Here is a 22,022-nt window from a genome sequence, read left to right as displayed (position 1 = left end):
CCTTACAAAACTGGGAGGAACATTGAGCGGGATCGCGCTCGTCACCGGGGCCGGTCAAGGGATCGGCCGCGCCGTGGCGGTCGGCTTCGCCGCCGAGGGCTACCGCGTGGCCGCCCTCGACCGGGATGCCAAGGGCGTCGAGCGGCTCGCCGCCGAGCACGACGGCATCACCGGATATGTGGCCGACGTGACCGACCCGAAGCGGATCGAGGAGGTGGTCGAGTTCGTCGAGCGCCGCGGGCCGATCGAGGTTCTCGCCAATGTGGCCGGCATCCTCCGGACCGGCGAGGTGACCGGCTTCTCCGACCAGGACTGGCTGGACACGTTCGCGGTCAACGCGGGCGGCGTCTTCAACGCCAGCCGGGCCGTCGCCCGGCGGATGACCGGCCGCGGCCGCGGCGCGATCATCACGGTCTCGTCCAACGCGGCCGGGGTCCCGCGGGCCGGCATGGCCGCGTACGCGGCGAGCAAGGCCGCCGCGACCATGTTCACCAAGAGCCTCGGCCTCGAGCTGGCGCCCTACGGCGTCCGCTGCAACGTGGTCGCCCCCGGCTCCACCGACACCCCGATGCAGCGGCAGTTGTGGACCGAGGACGGCCCGTCGGCGGTCATCGCCGGCAGCCCGGCCGCGTTCCGCACCGGCATCCCACTGGGCCGCATCGCCGAGCCCGAGGACATCGCCGACGCCGTCCTCTTCCTCGCATCGTCGCGGGCCCGGCACATCACCATGCACGACCTGTACGTCGACGGCGGCGCCACGCTCCGCGCCTGAGCAAGGGAGAACCACCCGTGACCACCGTCTCCGCCACCAGCACCGGTGCCGAGCTGATCGCCGGTTACCGGCCGGGCGAGTCGTCGCTGTTCGCGTCACCACGCGGCACGCTTCTCGCCGACGGCACGTACTTCGCCGTTCCCCCGTCCGGCCGCCCCGACGGCCAGGCCGACCTGGCCCGCCGGGTCGACGCCGTCCTCGCCGTCGCCGAGGCGGCCGGCCACGAGGTCCGCACCGTCGTCGGCGCGGTCCCGTTCGCCCCCGGCGCGGACGCCCGCCTGGTCGTGCCGATGCGACTGCGCCGCGGCGGCCCGCCGGTCGCCGACCCGCACCGGACGATCCCGGTCGGCATCCGCGCGATCCGCCCGATCCCGACCCCGGAGGGTTACCGCGACGCGGTCGCCCGCGCGGTCGGCCAGATCCAGGACGGCCACTACACCAAGGTCGTGCTGGCCCGGTCGCTGCGCGCCGAGGCCCCCGGCTTCGACCCGGCCCCGGCCGTGCGTGCCCTGGCCGGCCGCGACCCGGGCGGCTACACGTTCGCCGTCGACCTCGGCAACGGTCGCACCCTGTTCGGCGCCAGCCCCGAGCTGCTGGTCGCCCGGCACGGCCGGGTGGTCACCGCCAACCCGCTCGCCGGTTCGGCCCCGCGCAGCGCCGACCCGGTCGAGGACAGCCGCCGCGCCACCGCGCTGCTCGCCTCGGAGAAGGACCGGCACGAGCACGCGGTGGTCAGCGACCAGGTCGCCGACGTGCTCCGGCAGTACTGCAAGGACCTCGTGGTGCCGGCGGAGCCGTCGGTCGTCGGCACCGCCACCATGTGGCATCTGTCCACGCTGATCACCGGCGAGATCGCCGACGAGGGCGTCTCCGCGCTGGAGCTGGCCACCGCGCTGCACCCGACGCCCGCGGTCTGCGGCACTCCGACCGACGCGGCCCGCGCCGCGATCACGGCTCTGGAACCCTTTGAGCGCGGTTTCTACACCGGCATGGTCGGCTGGGTGGACGCGAACGGCGACGGCGAATGGGCGGTCACCATCCGCTGCGCGACCGCCGACGCGGACGGGCTCGATCTGTTCGCCGGGGCCGGCGTCGTCGCCGACTCCTCGCCCGAGGCCGAGCTGGCCGAGACCACCGCCAAGCTCGGCACCCTGCTCACCGCCCTGGGCCTGGAGAACTCCGATGTGGCCTGACGACTACGCCGCCCGCTACCGCGAACGCGGCTACTGGATCGGCCAGACCTTCGACGACCTCCTGCGCGAGCGGGCGGCGTCGGACGGCCACCGGGTCGCCGTCGTCGACGGCAACCGCGAGGTCACCTACGCCCAGCTCCGGGACCGCGCGTTGCGCTTGGCGGCGGGCTTGCACAAGCTTGGCGTACGCCGTGGGGACCGCGTCGTCGTGCAGTTGCCGAACGCCGCCGAGTACTTCGAGGTGATCTTCGCGCTGTTCCGGCTCGGCGCCCTGCCGGTCTTCGCGCTGCCCGCCCACCGGGCCGCCGAGATCGGCTACTTCTGCGAGCACACCGAGGCGGTCGCGTTCGTCACCACCGACGTGCACGAGGGCTTCGACCACCGCACCCTGGCCGCGGTGGCCGGCAAGGCGACCACGATCGTCGCCGGCGATCCGGGCGCGTTCGTCGGCCTCGATTCGCTCTATTGCACTTCGCAAGAGCTTCCGGCCGGCCCGCAGCCGCACGAGGTCGCGTTCCTGCAGCTCTCCGGCGGCAGCACGGGCCTGCCCAAGCTGATCCCGCGCACCCACGACGACTACCTCTACAGCGTGCGGGCCAGCGCCGACATCTGCGGCCTCACCCCGGACAGCGTCTACCTCGCGGTGCTGCCGGTCGCGCACAACTTCACCATGTCCTCGCCCGGTGTCATCGGCGCCCTGCATGCCGCCGCCCGGGTCGTCCTGGCCCGCCGCCCCGACCCGGCCACCGTGCTCCCACTGATCGCCGTCGAGCGGGTCACCATCACCGCCGTCGTCCCGCCGCTCGCCCACCTGTGGCTGGACGCGGTCGCCGGCATGCCGCAGAAACCCGACCTGTCCAGCCTCCAGCTGCTGCAGGTCGGCGGGGCCAAACTGGCCGACCCGGTCGCCGCGCGGGTCGGTCCGGTCCTCGGCTGCCAGCTGCAGCAGGTCTTCGGGATGGCCGAGGGCCTGGTCAACTACACCCGCCTCGACGACCCCGACGAGATCGTCCAGCACACCCAGGGCCGGCCGATCTCACCCGACGACGAGGTGCTCATCGTCGACGACCACGACCAGCCCGTGGACGACGGCACCGTCGGCCATCTGCTCACCCGTGGGCCGTACACCATCAGGGGTTATTGGCGGGCCGAGGAACACAACCGGGAAGCGTTCACGCCGGACGGCTTCTACCGCACCGGGGACCTCGTGCGCCGCGAACCCGGCGGCTACCTCGTGGTCGAGGGCCGGGCCAAGGACCAGATCAACCGCGGCGGCGAGAAGATCGCCGCCGAGGAGGTGGAGAACCACCTGCTCACCCACCCGGCCGTGCACGACGTCGCGGTCGTCGCCGTCCCCGACCCGTACCTCGGCGAGCGCACCTGCGCGTTCGTCGTCGCCCGCGCCGGCGAGCCGGCCCCCACCCTGCCGGTTCTCCGCGGCTACCTGCGCGAACGCGGGCTGGCGGCCTACAAGATCCCGGACAAGGTCCGGGTTCTCGATGCGTTCCCGATCACCGGCGTCGGCAAGGTCAGCCGGCGTGAGCTGCGGTCCGCCCTGGCCGCAACCGAGAAAGGCTGATCCCGTGCTGCCACGCATCACGCCGTACCCGATCCCCACCGGCTTCGGCATCGACAAGGCCAAGGTCCGCTGGCGCCCCGACCCGAGCCGCGCCGCCCTGCTCGTGCACGACATGCAGAACTACTTCCTCGCCCCGTTCGGCACCGCCGACCAGGCGCTGATGGCCCGCGTCGTGGACAACATCGCCGGCCTGCGCAAGCACGCCCACAACGCCGGCATGCCGGTGATCTTCTCGGCCCAGCCCGGCGGCCAGTCCCGGACCGAGCGCGGCCTGCTGCAGGACTTCTGGGGCGACGGCCCGCCGCCGGACGAGCACGCCCTCGCCATCCACGACGCGCTCACCCCGGGCGACGGCGACATCCGGATCACCAAGCGCCGCTACAGCGCGTTCGTCGGCACCTCGCTCGCCTCGCTGTTGAAAGGCCGGGACCAGCTGATCATCACCGGCGTCTACGCGCACATCGGCGTGCTCGCCACCGCGCTCGACGCGTTCATGCGCGACATCCAGCCGTTCGTGGTGGCCGACGCGGTCGCCGACTTCAGCCCGGCCCACCACCGCGACGCGCTCCGGCACGTGGCCGACCGGTGCGGCGTGGTCGCGACCACCGCCGAGATCGCCGACTCACTGTGAAAGGCACACCCATGGTCTCGCAGGACAACGACGTGTACGACCTGATCGGCATCGGGTTCGGCCCGTCCAACCTGGCCCTCGCCATCGCCGTCGAGGAACACAACGCCCGGTGCGACTCCGCCGGGGACCGCGTCCGCGCGCTCTTCCTGGAGAAGCAGGACGACTTCGGCTGGCACCGTGGGATGCTCTTCGAGGACGCCACCATGCAGGTGAGCTTCCTCAAGGACCTGGTCACCATGCGGAACCCGGCGAGCGACTACAGCTTCGTGTCATACCTGCACGCCCACGACCGGCTGGCCGACTTCATCAACTACAAGAGCATGTACCCGCTGCGGGTCGAGTTCCACGACTACATGTACTGGGCGGCGACCCGGGTCAAGGACAGCGTGCGCTACGGCCACACGGTCACCGACGTGGTGCCGGTCGCCGGCGGGGAACTGCTCGACGTCTACGTCGGCCCGGAACGCTTCCGCACCCGCAACGTCTCGGTCGCGGTCGGCCTCGAGTCGAGCCTGCCGCCGGAGATCGAGTCGTCCGAGCGGGTCTGGCACAACCTCGACATCCTGCACCGGGCGGCCGCGTTCGACGTAGAAGAGCCTCGTCGTTTCATCGTCGTCGGCGCCGGGCAGAGCGCCGCCGAGTCGGTGTCGTTCCTGCACGAGCGCTACCCGACCGCCGAGGTCTGCTCGGTCTTCTTCCGCTACGGCTACAGCCCGGCCGACGACAGCAACTTCGCCAACGGCATCTTCGACCCGCAGGCCGTCGACCTCTACTTCGACGCCCCCGAGGACGTCAAGCGGATGCTGTTCGACTACCACCGCAACACCAACTACTCGGTCGTCGACGGCGACCTGATCACCGACCTCTACCGCCGCGCCTACCGCGAGAAGGTGCTCGGCCGCACCCGCCTGCGCATGCTGAACGCCTCCCGCGTCGCCGACCTCGAGGCCCGCCCCGACGGCATCACCGCGGTCGTCGAGCACCTACCATCGGGGGAGCGCACCCCACTGGAGGCCGACGTGATCGTCTACGCGACGGGCTATCGCCCGGTCGACGTCACGCGCATGCTCGGCGCGGCCGGTCCGCTCTGCCACCGCGACGAGGAAAACCTTTTGCGGGTACGCCGTGACTACCGGGTCGTCACCGACGACAGCCTGAGCGCCGGCATCTACCTGCAGGGTGGCACCGAGCACGCACACGGAATAACGTCCACGCTGCTCTCCGCGGTGGCCGTCCGGTCCGGCGAGATCGTCGCGTCGATCGCTTCCGCGGTCAGGTCGCCGGTTCCTGACCTCCTGCCCCGGACCTTGGCGATGATCGGTGATCGGTGACCTGCTTCCCCCCGAGGTGGCCTGGGCCGAGCGGTTCGCCGATGACGTGCCCGAGGCGCTCTACCCTTCGGAACAGCAGGTCATCGCCGAAGCGGTGCCCAAGCGGCGGCGCGAGTTCGCCACCGGGCGCTGGTGCGCCCGGCGGGCCCTGCACCGCCTGGGCGTCCCGCTGGCTGCCATCCTTCCCGGCGACGGCGGCGCCCCCACCTGGCCATCCGGCATAGCCGGCGCGATCACCCATTGCGCCGGCTACCGGGCGGCCGCGGTCACCCACCTTTCCGCGTACGCCTCGATCGGGCTGGACGCCGAACCGGACGAGCCGCTGCCGGCGGGCGTCCTGGACGCCATCTCCCTGCCCGAGGAGCGCGACCAACTCTCCCGCCCGGGACCGGCCTGGGACCGGCTGCTGTTCAGCGCCAAGGAGTCCATCTACAAGGCGTGGTACCCGCTCGCGCACCGCTGGCTGGATTTCACCGAGGCCCGGGTCGAGCTGCGCGACGACCGCACCTTCAGTGCGAAGCTGCTGGTGGAGGGCCCGGTGTCCGGCTTCGAGGGCACCTGGCTCGCCGGCACCGGCCTGCTGCTGACCGCGGTTACCGTGCCCGCCCGGAGCTGACCTTTCCCTGAACCCGGTTGCCGGGCAGGGGATGATGCTTGCGATGAGGCTGACCGGGAACGAACGCGATCACGCCAACCTTCAGCGGCGCCTGGAAGCCCTGAAACTGCCGGTCGTGCCGCTGGAACGCCACGGTTATCTGAAGCCGGCCGACCGCGCGGCGATGCAGCACGATCCCGTGGCGGTGGGTGTCGGCCCGGCGGGAACGGCCTATGCCGTCTGGGAGCACCGGACGGATCCCCGGCTACTTCGACGAGGCGATCAAGGAGGCTCGTCAGTCCTCCAAGTAGGTTCGTCATCCCTCCAGGAAGGCGAGGACGGCCAGGATCCGGCGGTTGTGGTCCTCGGACGGCTTGAGGCCGAGCTTGGCGAAGATGTTGTTGCTGTGCTTGCTGACCGTGCGCTCCGAGACGTACATCCGGCCGGCGATCGCCGCGTTGGAGCGGCCCTGGGCCATCAGGGCGAGGACCTCGTGCTCCCGCGGGCTCAACTCGAGGAGCAGCGGGTCGGCCGAGCGGTGCGTGAGCAGGGCGCCGACCACCTCCGGGTCCATCACCGTGCGACCGGCGACCACCTGGCGGATGCTGGTGACGAACTGGTCGACGTCCATGATCCGGTCCTTCAGCAGGTAGCCGACCGCGCCGGTGCGGTCCGACATCAGCTCCCGGGCGTAGAGCTGCTCGACGTACTGCGAGAGCACCACGACCGGCAGCCCCGGGAGCTGCCGGCGGGCCTCGATCGCGGCGCGCAGGCCCTCGTTGGTGAAGGACGGCGGCAGGCGAACGTCCACGATGGCGACGTCGGGCCGGTGCGTGGTGAGGGCGTGGATCAGCGAGGGGCCGTTGTCGACGGCGTCCACCACCTCGAAGCCGTTGGCCCGGAGGATCCGGATCAGGCCCTCGCGGAGCAGGGCGAGGTCTTCGGCTACGACTACGCGCACGGCAGCGCCATCCTTATCTCGGTGGGTCCGCCCGGCGGGCTGTCGACGGCCAGGGTCCCGTCGAAGGCGGCCAGCCGGCGGGCGATGCCGCGCAGCCCGGTGCCGGCGTCGAGCGCGGCACCGCCACGGCCGTCGTCGGACACCAGCATCGTCAGCTCTTCCGCGGCGTACGCAACAATGATCTTGATTTTGTGGGCCTCGGCGTGCTTGATGGCGTTGGACAGGGCCTCGGCGACGGCGAAGTAGGCGGCCGACTCGACCGGGGGTGGCAGCCGGTGCGGCAGGCGCGTCGTCACCGTGGTCGGGATCGGGTTGACCAGGGCGAGGGCCTGCAGGGCGCCGTCGAGGCCGCGGTCGGCCAGGACCGGCGGGTGGATGCCGCGGACCAGGTCGCGGAGCTCGGCCAGGGCGCCGGCGGTGGACTCGCGGGCCTCGGCCAGCAGTCCCTGGACGGCGGCCGGATCGTGCGGCAGCAGCTGCTCGGCCAGGCCGAGACTCATACCCAGGGACACCAGCCGGGCCTGCGCGCCGTCGTGCAGGTCGCGTTCGATCCGGCGCAGCTCGCCGTCCCGGCTGTCGACGGTCTCGGCCCGCGAGGCCGCCAGTTGCTCGACCCGGGCCCGCAGCCGGGCCTGCTCGGTCGGGCCGAGCAGCGCGCGGATCACCCGGGCGTTGACGTCGGCCAGCCGGGCCGCGGTGGCGTACCAGAGGACGAGGAGCACCGGGCCGAGCGGGACCAGCGCGAAGGACTGCTCGACGCTGTGCAGGACGAGGCCGTCGCCGAACGGGGTCCGGAACACCTCCGGCGGCGTCAGCAGAAACAGCAGCGGATAGATCAGGTAGAAGACACCGGCCACGAGGAGGAACAGCGAGAGCCCGGCGGTGAACCACGCGGTGACCGCGTTGACCAGCAGCCAGGCCCAGTCCCGCCAGGTCGCCGGGTCACACACGATGGCCCACAGTCGTACGCCCCACCAGCCCTGCGGCGTAGGCCGATAGGGCCGGTCCACCGGTTCCCCGAGTCGGTCGGCGGCCCACTGCCGATGCAGGTCGGCGTACCAGCGGACCAGCACCGTCGCAAGCAGTGCGAGCGGGATCGCGACGATCGACACCGACGTGATCCAGACCGTGGCCAGCACGAAGCCGAGGACCGCACCCGGCGCCACCACCAGCGGACTCAACCGCGCGGAATCGCTCTTCACGCTGACCGATTCTGGCCGCCGGCGCGGGCTCGCACAGTGAGGCTGCCTGCACTCTTGAGGTGGGGCCAGCAGCAGTGTTTTCCGCGCCCGCCGCGCGGAGGCTCTCCCCATGATTGCTGAACTTCTGCTCGCCGCGGTCCTCACCACCGGCGCCGTACCGCATCCGTCCGAGCTGGCGGCTGCCGCCCAGCGCGTGGTGGACGCCGGTGCACCCGGGGTGATCGTCCGGGTCGACGACGGCCACGGCCGGGTGACCTCGCTTGCCCGGCAGGTGCCATGGAGCCGGGCCGACCATGTTCTCGCCGCCGGTGACCGGTTCCGGATGGGCTCGAACACCAAGACGATGGTCGCCACCGTCGTCCTCCAGTTGGTCGCCGAGCATCGGCTGCGGTTGACCGACCCGGTCGAGAAGTGGCTGCCCGGCGCCATCCCGAACGGGTCGGCGATCACCCTGCGGATGCTGCTCGGCCACACCAGCGGCCTGTTCAACTACACCTACGACCCCGATGTGCTCCAGGCCTTCACCGGCCAGGACACCAGGGTGTGGGCGCCCCGCGAGCTGATCGCGGCCGCGGTCCGGCACGACCCGCTGTTCGCGCCCGGCACCGCCTACGCGTACAGCAACACCAACTACATCGCCCTCGGCCTGGTCGCCGAGAAGGCCGGCGGCCGCACTCTCGCCGACCTGATCCAGCAGCGGATCGCCGGCCCGCTGCACCTGACCGACACCTACCTGGGCACCGGGAGGTCCACCGCCCATGGCTACGAACCCGCGGTGCTTCCGCCAGGCACGCCCGCCGGGCTCGCGTTCGCCGGCCCGTCCCGCCCCGACGGATACGTCGACACCACCGGGATCAACTTCAGCACCGAATGGGCGGCCGGCGGCATCGTCTCCACCGCGCCGGACTGGGCCCGCTTCGACCGCGCCCTGCTGTCCGGCAAGCTCCTGCCGCCGGTCCTGATGACCGAGATGCGCACGACGGTCGCCGAGGAGGCCGAGTTCCCGAACCGCCGCTACGGCCTCGGTCTGGAGCAGGTGGTCACCCCGTGCGGCACGGTGTGGGGCCACAGCGGCCAGGTCCCCGGCTACTCCAGCGAGAACTACACCGACGCCACCGGCCGGCGCACGGTCTCGGTCCTCACCAGCACGATCTTCGGCCTGTCCGCACCGAACGCCGGCGCCGCCAACCAGGACCTGGTGAACGCCGCCGTCTGCAGCATGTTCAAGGCTTGATCGGGCCCTGCCGCCGCGGCCAGGCGGCAGTTAACCGGCAATCAGCGTTCCTCGAACAGCCGCCCCATCATGTCCGCGGCCTTGAGGGCGGTGCCGGTCAGCACCGCCACCACGGTCGCCCCGGCGCGCAGCTCCCCGCGCGCGACAAAATCGCGAATGGCCGGCAGGACGATCGAGCTGGTCGGCTCCGCATACAGCCCGCGGCCCGCGAGCTCGAACGCCGCCGGCCCGATCGCCTCCTCCGGAACGGCCGACATCGCGCCGCGGCTCGCCCGGATCGCGGCCAGCACCTCCCGGTCCCGCACCGGCCGCGCGATCGACGCCCCCTCCGCGACGGTCGGCGTCCACTCCGCCGCGATCACCTCATCGCGCCCCGCCTCGAACGCGGCCACCAACGGCGCGCAACGAGCGGGCTGCGCCACCAGCAGCCGGGGCCGCCGATCGACCGCCCCCGAGGCCACCAGCTCCCCGAACCCCGCATGCAAACCCAGAACCAGGCTCCCGGCCCCGCACGGCACGACCACCGCTTCCGGCGCGACAAAATCAAGGTCCTCCCAGATTTCGTACGCAAGGAGCTTGGTTCCCTGCAAGAAGTACGGATGCCAGTTGTGACTGGCGTAGAACGTCTCCCCGGACCGCCGGACCGCCTCGTCCGCGGTGGCCTGCCGGCTGCCCGGCACCAGCTCGACGGTCGCGCCGTGCACCCGGCTCTGCTGAATCTTGGCCGGTGACGTGGACTCCGGCGCCAGGATGGTGGCCCGGATGCCGGCCGCCGCCGCATAGGCCGCGACCGAGGAGCCGCCGTTGCCGCTGCTGTCCTCCAGCATCGCCGGCACGCCCTGGCGGCTGAGCGCCGACATCATCACCGAGGTGCCGCGATCCTTGAAGCTGGCGGTCGGGTTGAACCACTCCGGCTTGACGAACAGCTCGAGCCCGTCGACCGCCAGCGGCAGCAGCGGCGTGCAGCCCTCGCCGAGGGTGACCGGCCGGTCGAAGCGTTCCGGCAGCGCGGCCGCATAACGCCACTGCGACCGCACGCGCGTGTCGATGTCGTCGCGGGTGATCCCCGGCAGCGGACCGACCAGCAACGGCGACCCGTCGTCGCCGCGCCACCGCGGCTCATCGAGCGGATAGCGACGCCCACCACGATCAACCAGAAATGCCACGCGCTGCATTATTCGCTTTCGGCTCGTGCATAAACACTGTTAGCTTCGCTCGGTAGTCCAGGCCGACCGAGGACGGACCCTTGTACATCAGCTGAGACATTCCACCGCGCCGACCAAGCATGCCGTGAGTTCCGTCCGGTGTGCGGTCGGCGCTGGTCGCTGCTCTGGCGAGCAGCGAGATCCCGCATGAATCGAGCGAGTCCAGCGCGCTGTCGTGACACCCGGCCGCCACTCGCTTCTTCGTCATGCGCGGATTGCCGTCCGCGGAGCTCCGTCTCCGCACGGAATGTCGCAGTAGAACGGCCTCTCTCCGTTGACCACCTCTCCGTTGACCACCGAACAGTGGCTCGTCCGTCCCACCGCTCTGCCCGTGATCCGGCGCCGCTGCCTGCGCTGCCGTTCGGCCGAGTATCGAACCGATGGAAAGTTCCGGGTGAACGCCAATCACAAATTGCTCGACGTGTGGCTGCTGGCGCTCTGTGCCGGATGCGGCGAGACCATCAAACTGACGGTCCTGGAACGGGTGACCGTCCGCGCGATCGACCCGCAGACCCTGACCCGATTCCACGACAACGACCCCTCCATGGCCCTCCAGTTGCTGACCGACCCGGGCTTGTCCCGGAGAAACAGCATCACGCTCGACTGGGCCTGGGATCTCCGGAAGACCGACGTCGCGGACGCCGAGACGGTCGAGATCTCGGTCGGCTTCCTGCAGCGCATCCCGATCCGGCGGACCGGCCTGCTGTCCGTCGGGCTGGAGGTGTCGCGCTCCGAGGTGCAACGGCAGATCGCCGCCGGAACGATCACCTCGGCGGACCGGCTGGACGGCACTTCGGCCGGCGACTTCAGCTTCACCCACCAGCGGAAACGGCCCACCGAATACGGCGCCTGATCCGACGTCGGCGGGGCCGTCCGGCCCCGCCGACAATGGTCTCCCGCCGAAGACCGTCGAGCGATATTCTCTACAGCCCTGGTCATCGTCGACGGACGGGAGCCCGAGGTGCCGGCCGAACGAGTAACCCTTGCGACGATCGCCGAGGCGGCGGGAGTTTCGGTCCCGACGGTTTCCCGGGTCCTGAACGGCGACGGCAACGTCGCGAAAGCAACGCGGCTGCGGATCGAGGCCCTGCTCGACGAGCACGGATACCGGCCCCGAACCGTGCGAGCATCGTCGGCCGGCATGGTCCACGTGATCTACCCCCGCATCGACACCGCCTGGCAGCTGGAGCACATCCGCGGCATGGAGGCGGTGATGCAGGAGGCCGGCGTCGGCCTGGTGGTGTCGGCGCTGAACCACGGCACCGCGGGCCGCAACGACCTGCTGCGACGCGCCCAGGCCGGCCAGGCGACCGGCGCGATCCTGGCCGCCGCGAGCGGCGACACACCGCTGGCGCCGGTCCTGGACCAGCTGAACGTCCCGGTGATCACCCTCGACCCCGGTGCGAAGGCCCCGGCGAGGCTGCCGTCGATCGGCGCCGCCAATTGGCAGGGAGCACGCGCCGCCACCGAACATCTCCTGGCCCTGGGCCACCGGCGGGTCGCGATGATCACCGGCTCGAAGGGCGGCCTGTTGTGCAGCCGGGCCCGGTTGGACGGCTACCGGGCAGCGTTGGAGGACGCCGGCGTCCCCGAAGACCCGAGCCTGATAAGGCACGGCGAATTCGAGTTCGAGGCGGGCATCACGGCAGCCAAGCAGTTGATCGACCACCCGAACCCACCGACCGCGATCTTCGCGTGCAGCGACCTGATAGCGCTGGGCGTCTACGAGGCCGCCCGGCAGCGCGGCGTGTCGATCCCCGCCGACCTGAGCGTGGTCGGCTTCGACGACCTGCCCGCAGCCCGGTGGGCATCCCCGGCGTTGACGACGGTCCGTCAGCCGCTGGAGGAGATGGGCCGCCTGGCCGCCCGCACCGTGTTGACGATGGCCGGCCGCAGGTCTTTGCCGTCACCGCGAATGGAACTGAGTACCCGCTTGATCGTCCGGTCGAGCACCGCTCCGCCGCCGCGTCCCCGCCGCGGTTGACGAGTTCGATGATCGATGAGCACCTTCGCGTCGGGGCCGCTGAGCGCCGAGAACGTGCCGGTGTGGCTCGCGTGGGTCGTCGCGGTCGGCGGAGCCGCTTTGATGATCGGCACCGTGTACTGGATGACCCCGCCGTACCGGCGCCGGCAGACCGTGACCCAGCATCTCTCGCCGGCGGTGGGGCTCCTCGTCGTGGTCCTCGCCATCGGGAGGCGGAACTCGGGGCAGCTGCTGCTCGGCGGGGGCGTGCTCGCGGTCGCCGCGTTGCCGCTGTTCTGGATGGGAAAGCTCCCCGCCGACATGCCGTCGTCCCAGGATCGCAGCATCGGCCGGCACCCCGAATACCTCCGGGTCGCCCGCCGAGGCCGGATCGCCGGCGTGGCGATCGTCGTCCTGGAGATCGCCTGGATCGCGACTCTGACCGCCCTGTCCTGACCCTTCGCCGGTTACGTCCCCGCGCCGCGCTCGATGACTACCGGGGGTCAAATGCTGCGTCGTCGCAATGATTGGTACAGCAGCCACAGGGCCAGTGCGATCGGGGTCAGGATCGCGGCGAACAGGATTCCTACGATTACGCCGTAGCCGTGTGGGTCGAAGTAGATGCCGGTGGCGCTCAGCAATGCTTCGCCGAGGAACAGCGCCATCGCTGTGGCGGTCAGGGCGAACGCGCCTAACACCACGCGTCGGAGCGCTACCCGCAGGGCGCCTTCGCGGGGGCGGTCGGGCTGGTTCATGGTGCCTTCAGTTCGGGTCGGGGGTGCACACCGTCAAGAACGATTTCTTGTTCTCGCGTTGGACGTCTGCCTCGTTCATCCAGCCCTGTTGGCCGAACAGGTAGCTGTCCGACGGGTGGTTGGGCGACTCGCGCAGCAGTTGGGCCACGTCTTCCCTGGCGCCGTTTGCCGTCGGCCCGCTCACGTAGAAGACGATCGACGTTGCCTTCGTCCAGTCGAAGTCGGTGGGTAGCGGCTTCTGGACCTGCAGCGGGCCGCCGGTGTCGGGGGCGGAGCCGCCGGCGGTTTTCAGCAGATCCATGCGCTCCACCGTCACTCCCGGCTTCGGCGCTCTCCATACCTGGTCCTGATCGCCCTGGCCGGCGGTCTCGAAGATCAGCGTCACGGCGGTTACGCCGCTGCACGGGGTGCCGGTCCACAGTTTCAAGGTGCCGTCGTCCACCCGGAAGCCGGCCGCCGGTGGCAGTGACGGCGCGAACTGCGCCTCGGTGTCGCATGCCGCGGTTACCGTCGCCAGGAGCAGGACTGCGCAGGCTGCGCGCAGCCGTCTAGTAACCGCCATCGGAGAGCCCCGCGTCTTCCTCGGTCTGGTTGCCGCCGGTGAGCCGTTCCCACCCGTAGGACGCGAGGTAGTGCGTGTAGCCTTCGCGCGCCCACTGCTGGGAGTGCCGCTCCTCGTGGTGCAGCAGCCGGTCCATGTCGAGCGAACCGGGGTACGAGCCGTTGTCGCCTTCGTACCATGCCTGGCCCGACGACGCGATCTTCCGGAGCTCCGCCGCCGGGTCCTGCGGGTCGTCGACGTTCAGCATGAACGTGTCGCCGTACGTCGTTCCGCCCTGCTGGCTGTACAGGTCCTGGACGAAGTTCCCGCCCAGGCCCATCATCATGCCGTTCGGGGTGGTCACCAGCCGCCCGCCGTTGCCGTGCACGAATCCCACGTCCTGGCTGTAGCTCCAGGAGTTCTGCTCCTGCCGCTCGGTGATGCGCCGCAACTCGTCGGACCCGTACGGGGTGGGGGTGAAGTCGGTCGACTGGCCGCCGGCGCCGTAGTCGGTGCCCGCGTTCAGGATGTAGGTCATCCGCACCGCCTTGGCCGCGTCGTCCCCGCTGATGTCGGTCGGCATCAGGAAGAACGACTTGTAGACGCCGTCGCCGTCGCCGTCCTCGCGGATCTCCTCCATCCCGTCGAGGATCTTGAAGTCCTCCGGCGTGACGTGGTGGTCGGTAATGATCTGCTTGATCGTGTCGAGCGGCACGCCCCGGCGCACGGCATTCTCCAGCCACTCCTTGTAGTGCCCGTCAACCGGCGGCCCGGTCAGCAGCCCGGCATCGCGTAGCGACTGCTCCATGTCAACAACCTGAGCGTCGAGATCCCCACCCTTACCGGCATCGGCCAGCGTGGTCGCATCGTGGTCGCTGATCCTGCGGTCCTGCGCGAGCTGCATCGTCCGGGCGAGCGTGGTGTCGATGTTGGTGGCCGCGGTCAGGATCGCCTTGGTCTCCTGCTCCAGCTGCACCATGATGCCGGCACGGTACCGAGCGGACTCGGCACGGTCCTCAGCCTCGAACCGAGACCGAGGCGGCGGATCGGCCGGCTTGTTGTCCACGATGGCGCCATCGCCGGCAATGCGGAACTGATAGGTGTCGGCGAGGGAGTCATTGTTGGCAACCCGGCTCTTGAGGGTGATGACGTCGTCCGCAGCGTTCTGCAGAGCCCGTTCCACAGCGGCCAGCTCCGCGATGAGGATCTCGGCATTGTTCCGAGTGGTCCCCAGCGACCGCCGAGCATCTTCCCCCGCGGTGCCGTGCCAGTCAGGCAACCGCCGAGCATCATCAAGCTCGTCCTGCAGCCCGACAAGTTTGTCCTGCCGCACACGAAGGTCGGCGGCCGCCGCATCAACCGGACCGGCGTCCCACTTGCGCACATCGTCGTAGGTGATGGTCATTTCCCGAAGGCCGCTTTCGCAGAGTCATCACTTTTCTCATACGAGTCCGCAGCGCCCGTGACCGATTTGCTCCACCGATCGATCTCCTCGGCCCACCCAGCACCACGCTCATTGAAGGTTGACCCAAGAGCACCCACCTTGGACGCCACCACCCCACCGGGCAGAGCACCGGCAACAACATCCAGCCCCGCACCCGGCCGCACCACTCGAGCTTGGTCCGCAGCAGACCCGGCAGCCTTGGCAGCACCACGCAACTGACCGATCTGGACCTCAAATCCACTCACCGTCCGTGGCCCCCAACCGCCGAATCGGTCATCACCCCGGCACCTTACAAGAACCAGGCAAGTTGTCGAGTATGACAAGAGTCGATGGACTAACCGATTCCGGATAGTCCGGCGCGAACGATCGCAGCCGTAAAGATGCCAACCGAACCGGCGCCAGTATCCACGCAGCGTTGTCAGGCGTAGCCTGACACCTGTCAGGGCAACCCTGACACCCTCCAACCGCCGGAGAAGACCATGACCAGCGAAACGCAAGCCGCCGAGCCAGCAATCCAGCTGTGCTGCTCCTTCTGCGCCAAGCCAAGCTCAGCCGTAGAAAAGGTGATAGCCGGCCCCGGCGTCTACATCTGCAACGAGTGCGTAGACCTGTGCAACAACATCCTCAGTTCCGAGCAACAGGACCCCACCACCTCCGACGCAAAGCTGTCGGCGTGGGAAAACGAACTGACCGACGACCAACTCCTGGACCGCCTACCTCAGGTGGCAGCGGCAGGAGCCCAGACCGAGGCAAGCCTCCAACGCCTGGTAACCACGCTGCGAGAACGAAGAGTGACCTGGGCACGCATAGGCACGGCCTTGGGCATAGCCCGCCAGTCAGCCTGGGAACGCTTCTCCGGCGAGGAGTAAACCCCACCAACCAAAAAACAGAACGGCCCAAGCTCTGTCCTGGCTGTCACGTGTTCCCACGCGAGGTTGGGGCCGGGGTGACCCCACACCAACATTAAGACGCCCCACCGTTGGTGTGGGGTCACCCCGGCCCCAACCGTCCCACCGCAAGAAAAAGGAGGCTCAGACAAACCGAGAGCGAACCGATAGGACGAAGGTGCCGGAACAGCTGTTTCTGCTGGCCAACCTGGTGATCATGGTGGCCTACGCCGCGATCACGATAGCGGTCATGGTCCCGGTGAGCCGGGCCGGACAGCTGCGTACCAACAAACTGGCCGTAGCCACCGCGCTCATCTTCTTCAGCTGCGCCGTCGGCCACGGCATGCACGCGTTTCTCGCCTACCGCGGCATCACCCAAGCAGCCGACACGGCGCACCTGGGCCACGCCCTGAGCGAGGGTTGGTCCTGGCCGTCCGCCGTCTGGGACCTCTTCACCGCCGGCGTAGGCATCTACTACTGGACCCTGCGCCGAAGCTACGGCGTCCTGCTGGGCAACGGCGCCATCTTCATCTCGCCGGGGGAGCAGCGCCGCCTGGACGAGGCCGACGCCCGCGAGCGCGCGGCGCGGGACGTGGCCGAGAGCCGCCTGGTCACGTTGACGGCGGTGGTCGCGCACACCGATGCCGCGATCATCGGGCTCGACGTGGCCGGCAACGTGACGGCGTGGAATCCGGGTGCGGAGAAGGTGTTCGGCTGGACCGCCGACGAGATGATCGGCCAGCCGGTGTCGCTGCTCAGTGACGAGTCCGGCCACGAGCAGCAGGTGGCCTCGCAGGAGCGGGTCCGCAACGGCGAACCCCATGTGACGTACGAGGCTCGGCGGCTCCGCAAGGACGGTTCGCCGGTGGAGCTCTCGATCAATGTGGCGGCGGTGCGGGACAGCACCGGCCAGGTCACCGGCACGTCGGTGGTGGCGCGCGACATCAGCGCCGCGAAGGAGGCCGCGGACCAGCAGCGGGCCCTGGAGGAGCGGACGAACCAGCAGCAGCGGATGGAGAGCCTCGGCAAGCTGGCCGGCGGGATCGCCCACGACTTCAACAACATCCTCGCCATCATCGTGAACTACACCGAGTTCGCGGCCGAGGCGGCCGAGCAGGACTCGGCGGTGCGTGCCGACCTGGTGCACGTGCGTACCGCCGCCGACCGGGCCATGAACCTCACCCGGCAGCTGCTGACCTTCACCCGGGGCGACACCATCCAGCCGCAGGACGTGGACCTGGACGCCGCGATCACCGAGGTGCGGGCGATGCTGGACCGCACGATCGGGGCGGACATCGCGCTGTTCGCCCGGCCGCCGCGGCGCCCGCTGGTCGTGCACGGCGACCCCGGTCAGCTGCAGCAGGTGCTGCTGAACCTGGCGATCAACGCGCGGGATGCGATGCCGGACGGCGGCACCCTGGTGATCGAGGCGGACGAGGCCGAGCTGGACGGCCAGGAGCTGAACATGCGGCCCGCGGTGGCGGCCGGCCGCTACGCCCGGATCCAGGTCAGTGACACCGGCGAGGGGATGTCGGCGGAGGTGGCGGCGCACATCTTCGAGCCGTTCTACACGACGAAACCGCGCGGCAAGGGGACCGGTCTGGGCCTGGCCACCGTCTACGGCATCGTGGCCGAGGCCGGCGGCAGCATCAACGTCTTCTCCGAGCCGGGGGTCGGCACGACGTTCCGGATCTACCTGCCGTTGTCGACCGCCCCGGCCGGGCCGTCGGTGACCGGCACCCGGCTGATCGTGCCGCCGAAGGGCGACGGGCAGCGGATCCTGGTGGTCGAGGACGAGGAGCCCCTGGCCCGGGTGGTGCACCGGATCCTGACCGGGAACGGCTACCGGGTGATGGCGGCGGTGACCGGGGCCGAGGCGTACCAGACATTTCTGGCCAAGGGGTGTGACGCCCTGCTGACCGACGTGATCATGCCGGAGATGTCGGGGCCGCGGCTGGCCGAGCTGGTGCACGAGCGGGAACCGGGGCTGCCGGTGGTCTACATGTCCGGCTACAGCAACGGCTTGCTCGGGAGCACCCGGGTCCTGGACCCGGACATCCCCTTCCTGGAGAAACCGTTCGCCTCCGGCGAGCTGCTGCACAAGCTGCACGAGGCGCTCAGTCTTGCACCATCTGGTCTGCGGCGGACAGGTGCTCCACGGTGATGCCGGTGTCGGTGAAGGTCCGGGTCACGACGCCCGAGGTGTAGACCCAGAGGATGCGCAGCGGCTCGTCGCCGACGTTGCGGAACAGATGCGGGATCGGCGACGGGATGTACGTGGTGTCGTAGCGCTCCAGCCGGGTCACCGTGCCCTCGACCACCACCTCGGCGTAGCCGTCCAGGACCGTCACGTGCTCGTCGCAGTTGTGCGAGTGCAGCGGGGCGCCGGTGCCGACCGGGTAGACGCTGATCCCGCTGGTGATCCGGTTCTCGCCGGCCGCCGCCGTGGTGGTGATCAGGGGCGTGGTGGCGACCGCGCCGCCCCGATCGAGGACCTTTACGTCTGCCGATTTGATGATCACCGTCATGGCTTCGAGGCTATGCCCGCGCGGGGGGTGATCAGCGATACGCCGAGTGCAGCCTTACGTTGCACCCGACGACCTGTGGCCACCTATCACCCCGTTGTTACGGTCCTGCGAAACACCCATCCGGAGTGTGCGGTATCACAAAGGGGTTGGCCGTCGATGAGACTTCCCGTCATCAAGCCGGACGCGATGACCGAACGGCAGCAGGAGATCAGCGCGCGAATCGCCGGGCGCCGGGGTGCCGTTCGCGGGCCTTTCCAGGTCTGGATTCAAAGCCCCGAATTGTGCGAGAAGGTCGAGGCGCTCGGCGCGTTCTGCCGGTTCGAGTCGAGCCTGCCGTTGCGGCTGCGGGAGCTGTCGCTGCTGATCGCCGCCCGGCACCGGGACGCGCAGTACTCCTGGAACGCGCACGTGGCCAAGGCGATCGAGGAGGGCATTCCGGTCGCGGCGATCGAGGCGATCGCCGAGCGGCGCCGGCCCGAGTTCGGCAATCCGGAGGACGAGGCGTTCTATCAGTTCTGCCAGGAATTGCTGGCAGACAATTTCGTCACCGACGAGACGTTCGAACGGGCCCGTCAGTATTTCGGCGCGCAGGGATTGGTCGACACGGTCGGGGCGCTCGGCAATTTCACCATGCTCGGCATGCTTCTCAACGCGTTCCAGGTCGACCTGCAGGCCGACAAGACGCCGCCGTTCCCGGACATCCGCGGCTACGAGCGGGTCGGCGATGACCGCTGAGGACCCGGTCGTCCGGGTCAGCGACATCTCGAAGAGCTTCGGCGGGGCGGTGGCGCTGCGCGATGTCTCCCTCGAGCTGTTTTCCGGCGAGGTGCACGCGCTGATGGGGATGAATGGCGCCGGCAAGTCGACGCTGGTGCGCATCCTGTCCGGCGCGCAGAACGCGGACTCGGGGGTGATGGAGATCGGCGGCACCGCGGCCGGGCAGCTGACCGCGCGCAAGGCCCGCAAGCTCGGCATCGCCACCGTCCCGCAGCGCCGGGAACTGGTCATGACGCTGACCGTCGCCGAGAACATCATGCTCGGGGACCTGCCCACCCGTACGTCCCTGGTCCGCTGGAAGCCGGTGCGGCAGCTGGCCCGGCAGGCGCTGCGGGATCTGGGGATCGATGTTGACGTCGATGCTCTCGCCGGGGACCTGACGGTGGCCGAGCAGACCATGGTCGAGGTGGCCCGGGAGGTGCGCCGCGGTGGGCGGGTGCTGATCCTCGACGAGCCGACCGCGTGTCTCGGGGCGGAGGCGGCCGCGCAGATCCACGCACTGGTCGGGCGGCTGTGCGAGGCCGGGGTCGCGGTGGTGTTCATCTCGCACCACATCGCCGAGGTGCTGGCCCTCGCCGACCGGATCACCGTGCTGCGCGACGGCCGCGTCGTCTGGGGCGGGCAGGCGAAGGAGACCGACGAGGCCGGCCTGGTCCGCAGCATGGTGGGCCGGGACGTGGTGTCGACGAAACCGCCGCGGTCCATCAAAAAGGAACAAATAGGACTCCGGATAAGCGATGTCGGCGAGGGCCGGTTCATCGAGGACTTCAGCGTCGAGGTCCGGCAGGGCGAGGTGGTGGCCGTCCTCGGCCCGGCCGGCGACGCCCAGTCGCGGCTGTTCGACCTGCTCTCCGGTCGCCGCCGCCCGGACCGCGGCCGCCTCGAGGTCAACGGCCGGCACGTGCGGTTCGGCAAGGTCGGCCGGTCGCTTTCCAGTGGGCTGCGCTGCGTCACCGGCGACCGCCGCCGGCTCGGCCTGATCCCGGAGCTGACCGTCGACGAGAACCTGATGCTGGCCCGGGACCGGCTCGACCGGCGCCGGCTGCACCGCCGGGACCGGCTCGCCCGCCGCGCCGCCCCGCTGCGCGACGACTACCGGGTCGTCACCCTCACCCCGAACCCGCCGGTCGGGCTGCTCTCCGGCGGCAACCAGCAGAAGGTGCTGCTGGCCAAGTGGCTCGGCACCGAACCGGTCGCCTGCCTCCTGGAGGACCCGACCAACGGCGTCGACATCGCCGCGATGGCCGACATCCACACCCTGGTCGACGGCCTCGCCGCCGCCGGGGTGGCGGTGCTGCTCGCGTCCAGCGACGCCGACGAGGTCATGCGCCTCGCCGACCGGGTGGTGGTGGTCCGCGACGGCCGCACGATCGCCGAGTACGACATCGACCGCATCAGCCGCGACGAACTCGTCGCCGTCGCCCTGGGAGGAGCGATCTCGTGACAACGACCCTGACGGCGCCGGCCGTGCCGACCCGGCGGCGCGTGCTTCCCCGCGGCTTCGCGCACGGCGGCCTGCTGCTCGTGCTGGTGGCGATCATCGTGTTCGCGAGCCTGCGGACCGACGCGTTCCTGTCCACCAACAACCTGCTCAACGTGCTGCGCCAGGTCAGCGTGGTGGCGGTGATCGCGGCCGGCCTCACGCTGCTGATGACGGCCGGCGGCATGGACTTCTCGATGGGCGGCAACGTCGCGGTCACCACGGCGGTGGCGGCGCAGTTGTTCGCGCACGGGCAGTCGATCTGGCTGACCGTCGTCGTGTCGATCGCCCTGGCCACGGTCATCGGGCTGGTCAACGGGGCGGTGGTGACGTTCACCGGGGTGGCGCCGTTCGTGGCGACCCTGGCCACCGCCACCCTGCTCGACGGGGTGGCGCTGCTGGTCATCAACGGGCTGAGCGTCTCGATCGACGACCAGCTGTCGGCGCTGGGTATCGGCAAGACGTTCGGGCTGCCCAACCTGCTGATCGTCGCGATTGCGGTGCTCGCGGTCACCGCGTTCGTGATGCGCTACACCACGTTCGGGCGGGACGCGTTCGCGATCGGCGGCAACGAGGACGTCGCCCGGCTGTCCGGCATCACCGTGGCCCGGGACAAGCTGCTGCTCTACGGCCTGGCCGGGGCCCTCTCCGGGCTGGCCGGGATCATGCTGCTCGCCCGGCTCGGTGCCAGCAGCCCCGGCACCGGCGGCCTCCAGTTGCAGCTCACCGCGGTGGCGGCGGTGGTCATCGGCGGCACCTCACTGGCCGGCGGCAAGGGCACCGTCTTCGGCACCGTGCTCGGCGTGCTGCTGCTCGGGGTGGTCGCCAACGTGCTCAACCTGCTCCAGATCAACAGCTACTACCAGCAGATCTCGGTCGGTGCCGTGCTGCTGATCGCGGCCGTCGCGAATCTTTTGCAGCGACGCCGGCATTGAATTCTCTCC

At 70.1% G+C, this 22,022-nt stretch carries 22 protein-coding genes and 1 pseudogene; 15 read left to right on the top strand and 8 right to left on the bottom strand.

The window, feature by feature from the left end:
* The first annotated feature begins 22 nt into the window (after nt 1–22).
* The 6 genes from Adu01nite_RS16740 to Adu01nite_RS16715 are packed head-to-tail and all read left to right on the top strand — an operon-like array spanning nt 23 to nt 6,122.
* Entirely contained in the window at nt 23–772 is a 750-nt protein-coding gene (locus Adu01nite_RS16740) for a 2,3-dihydro-2,3-dihydroxybenzoate dehydrogenase (RefSeq protein ID WP_239132463.1), read from the top strand.
* Nucleotides 773–789: 17 nt separating this feature from the next.
* Nucleotides 790–1,965, top strand: a complete 1,176-nt coding sequence (locus tag Adu01nite_RS16735) for an isochorismate synthase (protein WP_203727788.1) — start codon at nt 790–792, stop codon at nt 1,963–1,965.
* A complete protein-coding gene (locus Adu01nite_RS16730) occupies nt 1,955–3,544 on the top strand; it encodes a (2,3-dihydroxybenzoyl)adenylate synthase (RefSeq protein WP_203727787.1) in 1,590 nt (529 codons plus the stop codon). The genes Adu01nite_RS16735 and Adu01nite_RS16730 overlap by 11 nt, the downstream gene beginning before the upstream one ends.
* A 4-nt stretch (nt 3,545–3,548) precedes the next feature.
* The gene (locus Adu01nite_RS16725) at nt 3,549–4,175 is read left to right on the top strand and encodes an isochorismatase family protein (RefSeq protein WP_239132462.1); all 627 of its coding nucleotides are present in this window, start codon (nt 3,549–3,551) and stop codon (nt 4,173–4,175) included.
* 11 nt (nt 4,176–4,186) lie between these two features.
* Entirely contained in the window at nt 4,187–5,506 is a 1,320-nt protein-coding gene (locus tag Adu01nite_RS16720) for a lysine N(6)-hydroxylase/L-ornithine N(5)-oxygenase family protein (protein WP_203727785.1), read from the top strand.
* Nucleotides 5,496–6,122, top strand: a complete 627-nt coding sequence (locus Adu01nite_RS16715) for a 4'-phosphopantetheinyl transferase family protein (RefSeq protein WP_203727784.1) — start codon at nt 5,496–5,498, stop codon at nt 6,120–6,122. The genes Adu01nite_RS16720 and Adu01nite_RS16715 overlap by 11 nt, the downstream gene beginning before the upstream one ends.
* On the opposite strand, the gene Adu01nite_RS16710 is transcribed toward Adu01nite_RS16715, so the two are convergent.
* The 3 genes from Adu01nite_RS16710 to Adu01nite_RS16700 all read right to left on the bottom strand — a co-directional run bounded on the left by Adu01nite_RS16710 (nt 6,100) and on the right by Adu01nite_RS16700 (nt 8,264).
* Nucleotides 6,100–6,351 carry a hypothetical protein gene (locus Adu01nite_RS16710; protein WP_203727783.1) on the bottom strand — a complete coding sequence of 84 codons (252 nt, stop codon included), beginning with the start codon at nt 6,349–6,351 and terminating at the stop codon, nt 6,100–6,102. The genes Adu01nite_RS16715 and Adu01nite_RS16710 overlap by 23 nt on opposite strands.
* Before the next feature lie 66 nt (nt 6,352–6,417).
* Complete coding sequence (locus tag Adu01nite_RS16705) at nt 6,418–7,062, bottom strand: response regulator transcription factor (protein ID WP_203727782.1); 645 nt, start codon at nt 7,060–7,062, stop codon at nt 6,418–6,420.
* A complete protein-coding gene (locus tag Adu01nite_RS16700; RefSeq protein ID WP_239132461.1) occupies nt 7,053–8,264 on the bottom strand; it encodes a sensor histidine kinase in 1,212 nt (403 codons plus the stop codon). The genes Adu01nite_RS16705 and Adu01nite_RS16700 overlap by 10 nt, the downstream gene beginning before the upstream one ends.
* 109 nt (nt 8,265–8,373) lie before the next feature.
* Between Adu01nite_RS16700 and Adu01nite_RS16695 the strand changes: the two genes are divergently transcribed.
* Nucleotides 8,374–9,498: a serine hydrolase domain-containing protein gene (locus Adu01nite_RS16695; RefSeq protein ID WP_203727780.1), complete on the top strand. Its 1,125-nt coding sequence runs from the start codon at nt 8,374–8,376 to the stop codon at nt 9,496–9,498.
* A 41-nt stretch (nt 9,499–9,539) separates the two neighbouring features.
* Here Adu01nite_RS16695 and Adu01nite_RS16690 read toward each other — a convergent pair whose 3' ends face one another.
* The gene (locus tag Adu01nite_RS16690) at nt 9,540–10,673 is read right to left on the bottom strand and encodes a threonine synthase (protein ID WP_203727779.1); all 1,134 of its coding nucleotides are present in this window, start codon (nt 10,671–10,673) and stop codon (nt 9,540–9,542) included.
* Between the two features lie 424 nt (nt 10,674–11,097).
* Between Adu01nite_RS16690 and Adu01nite_RS16685 the strand changes: the two genes are divergently transcribed.
* The 3 genes from Adu01nite_RS16685 to Adu01nite_RS16675 all read left to right on the top strand — a co-directional run bounded on the left by Adu01nite_RS16685 (nt 11,098) and on the right by Adu01nite_RS16675 (nt 13,122).
* On the top strand, nt 11,098–11,556 hold the full coding sequence (locus Adu01nite_RS16685; RefSeq protein WP_239132460.1) for a DUF1062 domain-containing protein: 459 nt from the start codon (nt 11,098–11,100) through the stop codon (nt 11,554–11,556).
* Nucleotides 11,557–11,664: 108 nt separating this feature from the next.
* Nucleotides 11,665–12,687 (top strand): LacI family DNA-binding transcriptional regulator, encoded by a 1,023-nt coding sequence (locus tag Adu01nite_RS16680; protein WP_203727777.1) that lies wholly within the window; start codon nt 11,665–11,667, stop codon nt 12,685–12,687.
* A 15-nt stretch (nt 12,688–12,702) separates the two neighbouring features.
* Nucleotides 12,703–13,122 carry a hypothetical protein gene (locus Adu01nite_RS16675; protein ID WP_203727776.1) on the top strand — a complete coding sequence of 140 codons (420 nt, stop codon included), beginning with the start codon at nt 12,703–12,705 and terminating at the stop codon, nt 13,120–13,122.
* 47 nt (nt 13,123–13,169) lie between these two features.
* Here Adu01nite_RS16675 and Adu01nite_RS16670 read toward each other — a convergent pair whose 3' ends face one another.
* The 3 genes from Adu01nite_RS16670 to Adu01nite_RS16660 form a co-directional block, all read right to left on the bottom strand.
* Nucleotides 13,170–13,421: a hypothetical protein gene (locus Adu01nite_RS16670; protein ID WP_203727775.1), complete on the bottom strand. Its 252-nt coding sequence runs from the start codon at nt 13,419–13,421 to the stop codon at nt 13,170–13,172.
* Nucleotides 13,422–13,428: 7 nt separating this feature from the next.
* Nucleotides 13,429–13,863, bottom strand: a complete 435-nt coding sequence (locus tag Adu01nite_RS16665) for a hypothetical protein (protein ID WP_203727774.1) — start codon at nt 13,861–13,863, stop codon at nt 13,429–13,431.
* A gap of 106 nt (nt 13,864–13,969) precedes the next feature.
* Nucleotides 13,970–15,367, bottom strand: coding sequence for a hypothetical protein (locus Adu01nite_RS16660; protein WP_203727773.1), 1,398 nt, complete (start codon nt 15,365–15,367; stop codon nt 13,970–13,972).
* Nucleotides 15,368–15,885: 518 nt separating this feature from the next.
* On the opposite strand from Adu01nite_RS16660, the pseudogene Adu01nite_RS47800 reads away from it, so the two are divergent.
* Nucleotides 15,886–16,041 (top strand): annotated as a pseudogene (locus Adu01nite_RS47800) (ClpX C4-type zinc finger protein); the annotation flags it as partial.
* 430 nt (nt 16,042–16,471) lie between these two features.
* On the top strand, nt 16,472–18,457 hold the full coding sequence (locus tag Adu01nite_RS16650) for a hybrid sensor histidine kinase/response regulator (protein WP_239132459.1): 1,986 nt from the start codon (nt 16,472–16,474) through the stop codon (nt 18,455–18,457).
* Here the strand turns inward: Adu01nite_RS16650 and Adu01nite_RS16645 are convergent.
* Entirely contained in the window at nt 18,411–18,821 is a 411-nt protein-coding gene (locus Adu01nite_RS16645) for a cupin domain-containing protein (RefSeq protein ID WP_203727771.1), read from the bottom strand. The two genes, Adu01nite_RS16650 and Adu01nite_RS16645, sit on opposite strands and share 47 nt — an antisense overlap.
* 156 nt (nt 18,822–18,977) lie before the next feature.
* On the opposite strand from Adu01nite_RS16645, the gene Adu01nite_RS16640 reads away from it, so the two are divergent.
* Genes Adu01nite_RS16640 through Adu01nite_RS16630 form a run of 3 tightly spaced genes read left to right on the top strand, consistent with a single transcriptional unit; the run spans nt 18,978 to nt 22,013 of the window.
* Entirely contained in the window at nt 18,978–19,556 is a 579-nt protein-coding gene (locus tag Adu01nite_RS16640) for a carboxymuconolactone decarboxylase family protein (RefSeq protein ID WP_203727770.1), read from the top strand.
* Nucleotides 19,546–21,042 (top strand): sugar ABC transporter ATP-binding protein, encoded by a 1,497-nt coding sequence (locus tag Adu01nite_RS16635; protein WP_203727769.1) that lies wholly within the window; start codon nt 19,546–19,548, stop codon nt 21,040–21,042. Before Adu01nite_RS16640 ends, Adu01nite_RS16635 begins: the two co-directional genes overlap by 11 nt.
* Nucleotides 21,039–22,013 (top strand): ABC transporter permease, encoded by a 975-nt coding sequence (locus tag Adu01nite_RS16630; protein WP_203727768.1) that lies wholly within the window; start codon nt 21,039–21,041, stop codon nt 22,011–22,013. Before Adu01nite_RS16635 ends, Adu01nite_RS16630 begins: the two co-directional genes overlap by 4 nt.
* Nucleotides 22,014–22,022: the final 9 nt, after the last annotated feature.

Origin of the sequence: Paractinoplanes durhamensis, assembly GCF_016862175.1 — a bacterium.
Classification (GTDB): domain Bacteria; phylum Actinomycetota; class Actinomycetes; order Mycobacteriales; family Micromonosporaceae; genus Actinoplanes; species Actinoplanes durhamensis.
Note: the sequence above shows the minus strand (reverse complement) of the source record. Positions and strands in the feature narration are given on the sequence as shown.

What these genes read in the sequence shown, in the direction of transcription:
- Adu01nite_RS16690 (WP_203727779.1), bottom strand. Translation starts at nt 10,673, where the DNA reads ATGCAGCGCGTGGCATTTCTGGTTGATCGTGGTGGGCGTCGCTATCCG.
- Adu01nite_RS16675 (WP_203727776.1), top strand. Translation starts at nt 12,703, where the DNA reads ATGAGCACCTTCGCGTCGGGGCCGCTGAGCGCCGAGAACGTGCCGGTG.
- Adu01nite_RS16730 (WP_203727787.1), top strand. Translation starts at nt 1,955, where the DNA reads ATGTGGCCTGACGACTACGCCGCCCGCTACCGCGAACGCGGCTACTGG.
- Adu01nite_RS16635 (WP_203727769.1), top strand. Translation starts at nt 19,546, where the DNA reads ATGACCGCTGAGGACCCGGTCGTCCGGGTCAGCGACATCTCGAAGAGC.
- Adu01nite_RS16695 (WP_203727780.1), top strand. Translation starts at nt 8,374, where the DNA reads ATGATTGCTGAACTTCTGCTCGCCGCGGTCCTCACCACCGGCGCCGTA.
- Adu01nite_RS16645 (WP_203727771.1), bottom strand. Translation starts at nt 18,821, where the DNA reads ATGACGGTGATCATCAAATCGGCAGACGTAAAGGTCCTCGATCGGGGC.
- Adu01nite_RS16720 (WP_203727785.1), top strand. Translation starts at nt 4,187, where the DNA reads ATGGTCTCGCAGGACAACGACGTGTACGACCTGATCGGCATCGGGTTC.
- Adu01nite_RS16640 (WP_203727770.1), top strand. Translation starts at nt 18,978, where the DNA reads ATGAGACTTCCCGTCATCAAGCCGGACGCGATGACCGAACGGCAGCAG.
- Adu01nite_RS16660 (WP_203727773.1), bottom strand. Translation starts at nt 15,367, where the DNA reads ATGACCATCACCTACGACGATGTGCGCAAGTGGGACGCCGGTCCGGTT.
- Adu01nite_RS16670 (WP_203727775.1), bottom strand. Translation starts at nt 13,421, where the DNA reads ATGAACCAGCCCGACCGCCCCCGCGAAGGCGCCCTGCGGGTAGCGCTC.